Source organism: Primorskyibacter sp. S87 (assembly GCF_049801055.1).
Taxonomy (GTDB): Bacteria; Pseudomonadota; Alphaproteobacteria; order Rhodobacterales; family Rhodobacteraceae; genus JBNAGF01.
In genome coordinates this window covers 92,061-103,719 of record NZ_JBNAGF010000015.1, presented here as the reverse complement: position 1 = coordinate 103,719, position 11,659 = coordinate 92,061, and the positions used below count along the sequence as shown (strand labels likewise).

General features: G+C 59.6%; 8 protein-coding genes. 5 read left to right on the top strand and 3 right to left on the bottom strand.

Annotated elements, in window-relative coordinates; translation table 11 throughout:
• Positions 1-4: 4 nt before the first annotated feature.
• The 3 genes from cueR to ACP15U_RS20275 all read left to right on the top strand — a co-directional run bounded on the left by cueR (position 5) and on the right by ACP15U_RS20275 (position 2,197).
• Positions 5-397 carry a Cu(I)-responsive transcriptional regulator gene (gene cueR, locus ACP15U_RS20285; RefSeq protein ID WP_425046827.1) on the top strand — a complete coding sequence of 131 codons (393 nt, stop codon included), beginning with the start codon at positions 5-7 and terminating at the stop codon, positions 395-397.
• Between the two features lie 75 nt (positions 398-472).
• Entirely contained in the window at positions 473-1,411 is a 939-nt protein-coding gene (locus ACP15U_RS20280; RefSeq protein WP_425046826.1) for a DUF305 domain-containing protein, read from the top strand.
• 18 nt (positions 1,412-1,429) lie between these two features.
• Entirely contained in the window at positions 1,430-2,197 is a 768-nt protein-coding gene (locus ACP15U_RS20275) for a MauE/DoxX family redox-associated membrane protein (RefSeq protein ID WP_100269118.1), read from the top strand.
• Positions 2,198-2,224: 27 nt separating this feature from the next.
• Here the strand turns inward: ACP15U_RS20275 and ACP15U_RS20270 are convergent, their stop codons facing one another.
• The 3 genes from ACP15U_RS20270 to ACP15U_RS20260 all read right to left on the bottom strand — a co-directional run bounded on the left by ACP15U_RS20270 (position 2,225) and on the right by ACP15U_RS20260 (position 5,636).
• Positions 2,225-4,237: a protein-disulfide reductase DsbD family protein gene (locus ACP15U_RS20270; protein ID WP_425046825.1), complete on the bottom strand. Its 2,013-nt coding sequence runs from the start codon at positions 4,235-4,237 to the stop codon at positions 2,225-2,227.
• Between the two features lie 101 nt (positions 4,238-4,338).
• Complete coding sequence (locus ACP15U_RS20265) at positions 4,339-4,794, bottom strand: rhodanese-like domain-containing protein (protein WP_425046824.1); 456 nt, start codon at positions 4,792-4,794, stop codon at positions 4,339-4,341.
• A gap of 59 nt (positions 4,795-4,853) precedes the next feature.
• Entirely contained in the window at positions 4,854-5,636 is a 783-nt protein-coding gene (locus ACP15U_RS20260; protein ID WP_425046823.1) for a DsbA family protein, read from the bottom strand.
• Positions 5,637-6,256: 620 nt separating this feature from the next.
• On the opposite strand from ACP15U_RS20260, the gene ACP15U_RS20255 reads away from it, so the two are divergent.
• A complete protein-coding gene (locus tag ACP15U_RS20255; protein WP_425046822.1) occupies positions 6,257-8,452 on the top strand; it encodes an efflux RND transporter periplasmic adaptor subunit in 2,196 nt (731 codons plus the stop codon).
• Complete coding sequence (locus ACP15U_RS20250) at positions 8,449-11,628, top strand: efflux RND transporter permease subunit (protein ID WP_425046821.1); 3,180 nt, start codon at positions 8,449-8,451, stop codon at positions 11,626-11,628. Before ACP15U_RS20255 ends, ACP15U_RS20250 begins: the two co-directional genes overlap by 4 nt.
• Positions 11,629-11,659 lie beyond the last annotated feature (31 nt).

Sequence of the window (11,659 nt, the reverse complement as noted above, 5' to 3'; positions counted from 1 at the left end):
GGACATGAATATTGGAGAAGTTGCGGACCGGTCCGGCATTCCACCAAGAACCATCCGATACTACGAGGATATCGGCCTGATCAGGCCGCAAAGAAGCGACAACGGATACCGCGCGTTTCGGGAAACCGACCTCCATAAACTGGCTTTTCTCGGTCGCGCCCGGGCGCTCGGGTTCTCGATCGAGGATTGCCGTGTCCTTCTGAGCCTTTACGAGGACGAAACGCGGGAGAGTGCTCAGGTGAAGGCCATCGCCGAAGAGCATCTGTCGGCCATCGATGACAAGATCGCGCAGCTTCGGGAGATGCGGGAAACACTGTCGCACCTCGTCGATGCCTGCCACGGTGATCATCGCCCGGATTGCCCGATCTTGGGAGAATTGGCAGGCGCGACGGAGTAACACGAAAAAAATAGCTTGGATTGGGAACCTTCCAGCGCTGGAACTTTGTTCGCTTGGTGAAGGAGAGGAATTCCGATGTCAGAACCTACATTCGAAACCCAGCATTCCCATGAGGAGGCCAAAGCCAAATCGCACGACCACGCGCAATCCTCCTATGGTCGCTTCTTTGCGATGGTCGGCACTTCCACCGCCTTGATGTTCGGGTTGATGTACCTGAACACCTACGCATTCGAGCATGTCTATTGGAGTGAGACACGCTTCTACATGACCTTTGTGATGGGCGCGACCATGGCAATTGTCATGTTGACCTTCATGCTCGGCATGTACCGAAACACAACCGTCAACACTGCAATCTTTGCCGGGTCGGCCGTTCTGTTTGCCGGTGCCCTGTGGCTGGTTCGAAGCCAGGAAACCGTACAGGACGAAAGCTGGATGAGCGCGATGATCCCGCACCATTCCATCGCGATCATGACCAGTGAACGGGCGGAAATCACAGATCCACGGGTCGCCGCACTGGCGAAGGAGATTGTGCATGCTCAAAACCGCGAAATCTCGGAGATGCGCTATTTGCTCGCCGATATTGCGACAAACGGTGAAGCCGGGTCTGACTGGCCGCTGGGTGCGTCTGCAGGCCCCGCCAGCATAGACAGCCTGATACAGGCGGTCGCTACACCGGTCATTGCAGGTATTCGGCCAGCACCTCTGTCAACCGATGAGATCGCCCGAGCTCTCGGGTCAAGTGTCGCCTGTACCTTCGTGCGGGCCGTCAACGCCGATCCCATTCTGGCCACCGACGGCAGCGGGCAGGGCGTGACGAAAATCTCTGGCTCGCTGGTGATGTTCGACGCCGAGGGCGACATCTCCAACGGCGGCGTACTTGGCACCGATGGGGGTCAATTGACCATCACGCCGGGCGAGGGAGACTCTGCTGAAGGCGCGACACTGCTGTTCAAACTGAGCGGTGATCCGGCGCTGGCCGTGGGCTTCATGGGCTACTGGACCTGCAAAACCTGACCGATCGGAGGGTACATTATGCCGAAGGACAATTCCCAATCGACCAGAGAGGCGGTCCTGTACCGCATGGTAATGGACGACCACCTTTGCCCCTACGGTCTGAAATCAAAGGATCTGTTGGAGCGCGAAGGTTACGAGGTCGAGGATCACCATCTGACGTCGCGAGCCGAAACCGATGCTTTCCTGGAGGAACACGGGGTCGAGACAACCCCACAGACCTTTATGGATGGCGAGCGGATCGGCGGTTATGAAGCCCTGCGCAAGCACTTCAGACAAGATGTGCCCGAGGAGGACGACACTTCCTATCAGCCTGTCGTCGCGATTTTTTCAATGGCGTTTCTGATGGCGCTTGGCCTCAGCTGGGCCAGTTTCGGATCCCTTTTCACGCTGCGCACCTTCGAGTGGTTCATTGCGATCTCGATGTGCTTTCTGGCGGTCCAGAAACTTCAGGATATCGAGAGCTTCTCCACCATGTTCCTGAACTACGATCTGCTCGCCCAACGCTGGGTGCGCTACGGTTATGTCTACCCGTTCGGCGAGGCCATTGCGGGTGTTCTCATGGTCGCGGGCGCTTTGGTCTGGATCAGCGCGCCGATAGCGCTCTTTATCGGCACGATCGGCGCGGTGTCCGTCTTCAAGGCCGTCTACATCGATAAACGGGAGCTCAAATGCGCCTGCGTTGGCGGGGCGTCGAACGTGCCTCTGGGGTTCGTCTCGCTCACGGAGAACTTGATGATGATCTTCATGGGCCTCTGGATGCCCGCGCGGGCGTTCGGATGGTTTTGAAGCGGATGTAACACTTGCATCCCATTTCTAATCCGAAGCGATGCTGCGGGTCGCGGCAGCGTCCAACGCGTCGAGAACCGAAGCCGGGGTCAGCACTTCTGACAGCGCGATGCCCGAAGGGGCACCGGGACCGAATACAATATTGAACGGGATTCCATAGCGATTGTGCCGCTCAAGAAACCGCGAGATGGTATCGTCTGGGCGGGTCCAGTCCGCTTGCATGGCAATCACCGTCCCATCCCGCAAGCGGTCCAGCACAGGACTTCTGTCAAGCACCAGGGATTTGTTGGCTTTGCATGTCAGGCACCAGTCAGCCGTGACATCCACGAACACGACACGTCCTTCGGAAACATGCCGGGCGATGTTCTGAACTTCGAAGGCTTGCCAATGTGATGGCGCATTCGCCGTCGCGTCCGGACGCTCGGGCGATGCGATCAGGCCGGCGCTCAGGACCGCACCCAGAAAGGAGATCGTCAGGAACACGCGGCGCAACATCGGCTTTGGCCACTGCACAGAGGCGCCCAAGACCAAGGCTGCAGTTGCTGCAAACACCCCCGCGGCCGCAAGCGCGCCTGCCACGCCGACCAGAACGAACAGGAGCCAGATTGCCGTCGCCAACAAAAGACAGCCGAGACCGGCTCTGACAAAGAGCATCCAGCGGCCCGGCCGGGGCAGAAGATAGACCCATTCGGGGCGTGCGGCGATCACCAGATAGGGGAGGGCCAATCCAAGGCCGAGGGCCGTGAAAATCACGGCAACGTCCAGGGGTGTCCCTGCGAGGGCGAAGGTGATCGCAGTCCCGAGGAAGGGTGCGGAGCAAGGCGTTGCAAGGACAGCAGCGAGGAAACCTGTGCCGAAATCCGCCGCGTATCCAGATCCTGCGCTGCCGGCTCCCAAGCGGTCCTGCACGGCCTGCGGCAAGGCTATTTCAAAAGCACCGAAGAGGTTTGCCGCGAAGATTACGATCACGACAAACATGAGACTCACGAAAATGGGGTTCTGAAACTGCATGCCCCAGCCGATCGAGACTCCAACCCATTGGAGCGCCAGCAAGACCGCCGCTAGACCCCAAACGAATGTCAGAACACCGAAGGCGGACACCAGAAATCCTTTGCGGGTGATGTCCCGCGATTGGCCGGATGCTTTGAGCACGGAGGCGAGCTTGATCGACAGAACTGGCAAAACGCAGGGCATCACATTCAGGATCAATCCTCCCAGAAAAGCAATGCCAGCCACGGCAATCAGCTTGAGAAGACCTGCCTGCGCACCAGCAATGACGTAGGGAGGGGCAGGGGCCTCCGTGGTGAGCAATACGGGGGACGTCACCGCGCGCGCCGTATCCGTGATCGTGATCAAAGGGGCTGGATGTTCCTCGGACCAGGCATTGATCGGGATTTGCGCCCAGAGTTCCGTTCGGTCTTGGTTGAGGCGGATATCCGGCTTGCCGAAAGTGACGAGCGGGCCGAACTCCGGAAAGACATCAACGTCCCGGAATGCGCGTGTGCTCTCTGCGGTCACAGTCAGCGCGGATGCTTGATCGTCAATGGCCGCACTAGAGATCCGGATGTCGCTATCTTCAGGACCCAGCGGAACGCGGTCGACAAACCTGGCGATAATATCGGCCGAACCCGTGTCGATTCCAACGCCCTCGGGCAGCGCCAGTGACAAAGCGAAATCGTGGGGCACGCAAACGTCTGAACAAGTGAGCAAGGAAACCCGAGCGCGCAAGTTGAGCGCTTCACCCGCTGTCTCCAAGGTCGCGCGGAGCGGCAGGGCAACCTGATTGGCATAGCCGAAATTCTCGATCCCGAAGGCCTCATAGCGCTCCGGTGCGGGCCAGAGGATGTCCACGGAGCTGAGATTCGAGGACCCGGCCCAATCGAGGGCAGGAGCCAGCCCAACCTCTCCAGGCGTTCGCCAATATCCCTTCCATCCCTCCCCAAATTCCAGGGCCAATCCAAGCGAAACGGAGGCGGCGTCCGGGGCAATTCCATCCTCTGCCGAAATCAGCCGCGCTGTAACGGCGGGGTTTGAAAACATCTCTGATTCTGCCGCTGAGGCGGGCTGTCCCGGTAAGCCGCCGAGCCAAATGACAGTCAGGATCAGGATCCACCTGCCGATATGAAAGCGCTCTCGCATGCTCAGCGCAACGAGGCAGGCAAATGGGTGAGCGCCATGCTAAGATCGGTTGTTGGCAAACCGCGTGCAATCCAACCCGGGCCTCTACGTGAGCCAAGCATGCCTTCCGAGACGTCGATGAAGCCTGCATATCCGGCCCGTGTGAGGGCGGCCAACAGCCGAGCGCTGCGGCCTCCGGTTGCGCAAATCAGAGCGACGGGCCTTGTGTGTGAGAGGTCCCGCGCCGCAAAGAGCCGCTCCTCGAAACGGTCTTCATGCATGCTGATTGGCCAGGCCCCTTCAGCGAGGCCTGTGTCCTGCCACTCCGGGCGGGATCTGACATCGATCAAGAAGATGTCGCCATCTGCCAGTGCGGCAGCCGCCTCAGGCGCAGACCAGACCGTCCGGGTCGCAGCCGCAGACAGTCGCGGGGCGAGGGTCAAAGCCGATGACAAAAGCAGGAAACGCCGTCTATGCATCTTGCACCCAGAGTGCGCCGCCTACGGCGGGTCGCGAGAAAGACCGCGCCGACACCGCATTATGCTGAACGACAGGCAATATCCCAACCCTCCTCGCGTTCGAGATCGATGATTTGTCGGATCATCTTATCGCTGATCTGGCCTTGGACGACGGTGCGGCCGATCACGAGCGCCGGTGTCCCGACAAAGGCAAACACACGGGCAAGGGCCGCGCTGTTTTCGAGTTCTCGCGCAATCGCGGCGCTGTTCATGTCGGCGATCAACTGTGCGCTGTCGACACCGAGATCATCCGACAAGCGGACGAGATACTCCTCTGATGCCTGAAACGGGGTCGTCATCAATCGCTCATGGAACGTGACATAAGCCCCTTGTCGTTTGGCCGCCAACGCGGCCTTGGCGGCCAGGTTCGAACTGTCGCCGAGCAGCGGAAGCTCGTGCCATGCAACGGCCACCTGGTCTGGCATGTTCTTTGTCATGCCCGCCAGGCGCTTTGTCTGCACCCGGCAGAACGGACAATAGTAATCTGAGAAAGAGGCGAGCGGCACGATAGATGCCGTAGCGTTCAGTTCACCATAGAGTGCATCACACAGGTCTGCTGACACTCTCTTCAACGCCGCAGCTTTCTGCGCTGTCACGTCGGCACTCTGCGTGGTGCCCAAACCCACAAAGGGGTCAAACCCGCCCGACGTTTCGCCCGCAACGTACTTTCTAAATCCAGCCGGTTGATCGAGAGGTTCGAGCTCCAGCGTTTCCGGCAACAAGGCAGGGAGGTTCCTCAAAGCAACATAGCCAATGCCGATGGCGGCTATCGTGAGAAGGGTCGACCGCTTTTTTGCATCCATTTCGCTAAGGGACCAACTTCGTTGACTAAATAATCATGCGCTACTCCGACTACCGTGGGCCTTTTCCCGCCGTCAACTTTACATTCCGATACAAATCTTCTCGCGCGAAGTTCTTGCCGCACCCTGTGAACAAAGCTACGTCAGCGTCACAATGGTGTCAGGTGTCTCATATTTCCTGCGGTTCGCAACCGTGCTCAGCCTATGCATTGCGTTGGTTATGCCCGGAGTCATGGCTATGGCCGGCACAGCAGCTGCAGTTCATCATGATCACAGCGGCCACCAGGCAATGAGCCTCGCGCACACCGCAAGTAACCAAATGGACGTGACCCATGTCCATTCGGCGATGCACGCATCGCAGCCCGAGACCCAAGTCTTGCACGGCAGCGACTGCCACACGGCTCTGTGCTGCCACATCGATGCGAAACATGACGGTGTCGATGCATCGACACACGACCCGCAGCCGAGCGATGCTGTTGACGTCCTTCCACGCTGGTCCAGCTCTCTGACACTGAGCGCACCCGACCGTCCACCCCGCCTCTCCTGAAACGTCACCGCCTGCGTATCAGCGGGCATTGGTTCGTTTTGCCTGACGCATGGAGCGTCAGCGACTGGAGGTTTCTATGCGCGGACGATATGCGGCGCTTTCTGTTCTGGCTCTGGCGGGGGGCCTGGCGGGAGGCGTCTATCTTGAGAGGATCTACCTGAACCCAGCAGAGCAAGCTGGCTCCGCAGGCCCGGATATCCTCTATTGGGTCGCCCCCATGGATGCGAATTTCCGCAGGGACGGGCCTGGAAAGTCGCCCATGGGCATGGATCTGGTCCCCGTTTATGCGGGACAGGAATCCTCCGGGGACCCGCAAGAAGTTTCGCTGGACGCAGCGGAAATCAATGCCATCGGGGTACGCACTGCCATTGCGCGCATGACGGATGTGGCACCACGGATCGAAACGGTGGGGTTTGTCGGCTATGACGAGCACCTCACCAGCCACGTGCACACGCGTGTCGAGGGATGGATCGAACGACTGGAAGTGCGCGCCGTTGGCGACAGGGTGTCTGAACAGCAGGTGCTCTTTGAGCTGTTTTCACCTCTCATAGCCGCGGCAACGGGCGACCTTGTCCGTGCGGTCGAAGATGGGAATCCACGCATTCTGGAGGCCGCGCGCAGCAAACTCATGAGCCACGGCATGTCCGCACGCCAGGTGGCTGACATCGAGGCTGGCGGCGAACTCGTTCGTAATATTCAGATCGAAGCCCCACAGGAGGGCGTCGTAATCGCCTTGAACGCCGCGGATGGCATGTATCTTCAACCGGGGACTCTTGCGTTTTCGGTGGCCGACCTCAGTCGGGTTTGGCTGATCGTCGACGTTTTCGAACGCGATATCGCAAGGCTTTCTGAGGACATGCGCGCCGTCGCGCGGTTCGAACACTTGCCGGGACGCATTTTCGAAGGCGAGATCGACTATGTCTACCCCGAGCTCGATCCCCAGACCCGAACGCTGCCGGTCAGATTGCGCTTTGACAACTCGGACGGCGTGCTCCGCCCCGGCATGTTTGGCAGTGTCAGTCTAACCCCGAACGAGAGCAGAACGGTCCTGACAGTCCCGTCGGAAGCGCTGATCCGGACGGGTGCGGCGGAGCGGGTCATTCTTGCCACGGGCGAGGGCACATTCAGGCCAAGGCTCGTCACCACCGGCCTGCGCGACAACTTCGGCGAGGGTGGGCGGACCGAAATCCTTCAGGGCTTGGGACCCGGTGAAGAGGTGGTCGCCTCCGCTCAGTTCCTGATCGACAGCGAAAGCGCGCTCAGCGCAGGCTTCATGCGCATGGCACCAACCGATGCCGAGCCCGCCATGGGCAAAGGCGTCCTTGTCTCTCTTGATCGCGAAAATCGCATTGCGACCGTGCGCCATGACGCGCTGATCAGTCTGGATTGGCCTGCGATGACATCGGAGTTTCCGGTGCGTTCGGATGTTGCGCTTGATCGGCTAGAAGAGGGGGCGGAAGTCGCCTTCACCGCAGCTCGCGGCGCTGACGGTTTGCTCAGCTTGTTGGAATTGAGCCCTGACGACGGCGTGGCCGCGACCGGCACAGGCTTGGCCAAAGCGGTGACGCCAGACGGCAAACTGACCCTTGAACACGGGCCGATTGCGGCACTCGGTTGGCCTGCGATGACCATGGACTTACCTGTAGACGGCGTCGAACTTGGCGACGTACCGATTGATCAGCCCATCGAGTTTGACCTCGCCGCTGATGAAAGCGGTATGTTCTCAATCATTGCGGTGCGCGCCGAGGGGTCAGACCCGGCTGAAACCGCTGATCCGGAAATGGCGACGATGAAGTCCGCGCCCGCGATTGTTGTTGCGGGCACGATTGAAGCCATCAATGCCGACACGGGCATGGCCACGATCACACATGGGCCCATGAAAGAAATTGGCATGCCCGGCATGACCATGGATTTCGCCGTTGATGAGGCCCTTGATCTGGCCAGTCTCGCAACCGGAGCGGAAATGACGCTTACCTTTTCCCGGCCGGATGGCATGAATATGGTTTTGTCCGCGGCAGAGCCCGCGACACCGCCGATGCAAGTTGCAGGCAAAATCAACAGCGTAGATGCCACGGCGCGCACGGCGAACGTAACACACGGACCCATGCGGGAGATCGGCATGCCCGGCATGACCATGGACTTCGCTCTGGACGATGCACTTGATCCAACGCAGCTTCCGGTTGGGACAGATCTCACGCTATTGCTGCACCGCAATCCCGATTTCTCGATGACGATTGTTGATGTGGCCCTCGACGGGAGCGTCACACAGTGATCCCCGCCATCATCAAAGGCTCCATCGCCAATAGGTTCATCATCCTGGTCCTCGCGTTCATGATGGGAGCTGTCGGTATCTGGGCGATCCGGGAAACCCCGGTCGATGCCATCCCGGACCTGTCGGATGTTCAGGTCATCGTGCGCACGCCCTATCCCGGACAGGCACCCCAGGTCGTCGAGAACCAGATCACCTATCCGCTCGCCACCGCAATGCTGGCCGTGCCCGGCGCGCAGGACGTGCGTGGCTTTTCCTTTTTTGGCGACAGCTTTGTCTACATCGTTTTCGAAGACGGGACGGACCTGTATTGGGCGCGATCCCGGGTGCTGGAATATCTCGGCCAGATCACAGGCAGCCTGCCCGAAGGCGTCTCTCCTCAGCTTGGACCAGACGCGACTGGTGTCGGATGGATCTACCAGTATGCGTTGATTGATCGAACCGGAAACCATGACCTGGCACAGCTCAGAACGCTGCAGGACTGGTTTCTGAAATATGAATTGCAGGCGGTGGATGGGGTCTCGGAAGTCGCTACCATCGGCGGCATGGTCAAGCAGTATCAGGTCGTTGTCGACCCGAACAAGCTGCGCGCCTACGACATCACGCTTGCTCAGCTGCGTAATGCCATTCAGGCCGCCAATCGCGAGACCGGCGGCAGTGTGATCGAAATGGGCGAAGCCGAGTTCATGGTGCGCTCGTCAGGCTATGTCGACGAGGTCTCAGACCTCGCGAGCGCACCCCTGATGATCAACGAGCGCGGCGCGGCGCTGACGCTGGGAGATGTGGCTGACATTCGGCTTGGCCCCGAAATGCGCCGTGGGGTAGGGGAGTTTGACGGGCTGGGCGATGCGGTCGGCGGCGTTGTCATACTTCGATGGGGCGGGAATGCGCTGGCGACCATCAAGGCGGTCGAGGCCCGCATCGACGAGTTGCGCGTGAACCTGCCGGACGGCGTCGAGATCGTGACGACCTATGATCGCTCCGGCGTCATTGAACGGGCGATAGAAAATCTCCAAAAGAAACTGACGCAAGAGTTCATTGTCGTCGTGTTGGTCTGTGCGGCGTTTCTCCTGCATTTGCGGTCCTCGCTCGTCATCCTGCTGTCCCTGCCCCTCGGCATCTTCGCCGCCTTCATCCTGATGAAAGCGCAGGGCGTGAATGCCAACATCATGTCGCTTGGCGGGATCGCTATTGCGATCGGCGCAATGGTCGATGCCTCAATCGTCATGATCGAGGCGATGCACAGGCGATTGGAGAAGGAAAAACTCACCGCCGAAAACCGATGGCGGATCGTGCAGGAATGCGCTTCTGAAGTTGGCCCCGCGCTGTTCTATTCCCTCGCGATCATCACGGTCAGTTTCCTACCGGTCTTTGTGCTGGAGAACCAGGAGGGGCGCCTCTTCGCGCCGCTCGCCTATACAAAAACCTATGCCATGGCGGCCGCCGCGATCCTCTCCATCACATTGGTGCCGGTCCTCATGGGGTATTTTGTGCGCGGCCGCATCTTGCCCGAGCGCAAAAACCCTCTCAATCGGATCGTGGTCTTTGTCTATCGGCCATTCCTTGATGCCGCCATCGCATGGCCCTGGGCCACGACGATCCTGGCGGGGGCTCTGGTCGCCTCAATGTGGTACCCCTACCAGCGCATTGGCTCGGAATTCATGCCTGAGCTGAACGAAGGCGATTTCCTCTACATGCCAAGCTTCTACCCTGGCATTTCCACGGGCAAGGCGCGGGAGGTCTTGCAGCAGACCAATCGATTGATCGCGACCGTCCCGGAGGTCGAGACCGTGCACGGCAAGGTCGGGCGCGCAGAGACAGCCACGGATCCGGCTCCTCTGACGATGGTCGAGACCACGATCCAGCTAAAGCCCGAGGCCGAATGGCGTCCCGGCATGACGATGGAAAAGATACGGGACGAGCTTGATCGCATCGTCCAGGTCCCGGGCGTCACAAACGTCTGGATTCAGCCGATCAAGAACCGCATCGACATGCTGGCCACGGGCATCCGCACCCCGGTGGGCGTCAAGATTTCAGGCGCGGATCTCGAGGTCATCACTGAGATCGGCATCGAGGTGGAGCGCGCCGTCGGTGACATCGACGGGACCGCATCAGCCTATGCCGAACGACCGATCGGCGGAAGGTTCATCGAGATTGACGTCAATCGGGATGCCGCGGCCCGCTACATGATGAGCGTCCGAGACGTGCAGGATGTGGTGCAAACAGCCATCGGCGGCATGCAGGTGTCTGAGTCTGTCGAAGGATTGGAGCGCTTCCCGATCAACCTGCGCTATCCCCAGGCATGGCGCAACAGTCCCGAGCGCCTCGAAAACCTGCCCGTTGTGACACCGTCAGGCGCGCAGGTGCCGCTCAGCGCTCTTGCCGACATCCGTATCGTAGACGGCCCAGGCATGATCCGCTCGGAAAATGCCCGACGCACAGGCTTTGTCTTCATCGACATCACGGGTCGCGACCTTGGGGGCTATGTCGCCGAGGCAAGGGAGAAGGTGGCAGAGGAGGTAAGTCTGCCATCCGGCTACTCCCTGACATGGTCGGGTCAGTACGAATATATTGAGCGCATGCAGGAAAGGCTGGCCATCGTTGCGCCAGCGACCCTTCTCATAATCACGCTGATGCTCTTTCTGGCGTTCAACCGGGTGATTGAAGTCGGTATCATTCTTGCAGCCCTTCCGGTCGCACTGGCCGGCGGCGTTTGGTTCCTGTGGTATCTCAGTTTTGATATCTCAATTGCCGTCCTTGTGGGCTTCATCGCACTCGCGGGCGTCGCGGTGGAAACCGCCATTGTCATGCTGCTTTACCTCAACCTTGCTTGGGAAAAACGGCGCAGCCTTGCAAAATCAGAAACGCGAAAACTGACAAAAGACGATATCGAAGAAGCAGTATTCGAAGGTGCTGTGTTGCGGGTGCGCCCGAAGGTGATGACCGTCGCCACGATCTTCGCAGCCCTTATTCCGATCATGTACGGCACTGGGACCGGCTCCGAGATCATGCAGCGGATCGCCGCTCCCATGATTGGGGGAATGGTCACTGCCACACTGCTCACACTCTTTGTGATCCCGTCCATCTTCGTGATCTGGAAGCGGCTCGCGCTCCGACGCGTGAACCGTGAAATCACGAACCCCGTTCCGCAGCCCAGTGATGCTGTGCCTGCTGAATAGCACCACCTTTATCCAATCATCAGGGAGATTC

Excerpts from the sequence above, each read along its gene's own strand:
- cueR (WP_425046827.1), top strand. The coding sequence starts at position 5 with ATGAATATTGGAGAAGTTGCGGACCGGTCCGGCATTCCACCAAGAACC.
- ACP15U_RS20280 (WP_425046826.1), top strand. The coding sequence starts at position 473 with ATGTCAGAACCTACATTCGAAACCCAGCATTCCCATGAGGAGGCCAAA.
- ACP15U_RS20275 (WP_100269118.1), top strand. The coding sequence starts at position 1,430 with ATGCCGAAGGACAATTCCCAATCGACCAGAGAGGCGGTCCTGTACCGC.
- ACP15U_RS20270 (WP_425046825.1), bottom strand. The coding sequence starts at position 4,237 with ATGTTTTCAAACCCCGCCGTTACAGCGCGGCTGATTTCGGCAGAGGAT.
- ACP15U_RS20265 (WP_425046824.1), bottom strand. The coding sequence starts at position 4,794 with ATGCATAGACGGCGTTTCCTGCTTTTGTCATCGGCTTTGACCCTCGCC.
- ACP15U_RS20260 (WP_425046823.1), bottom strand. The coding sequence starts at position 5,636 with ATGGATGCAAAAAAGCGGTCGACCCTTCTCACGATAGCCGCCATCGGC.
- ACP15U_RS20255 (WP_425046822.1), top strand. The coding sequence starts at position 6,257 with ATGCGCGGACGATATGCGGCGCTTTCTGTTCTGGCTCTGGCGGGGGGC.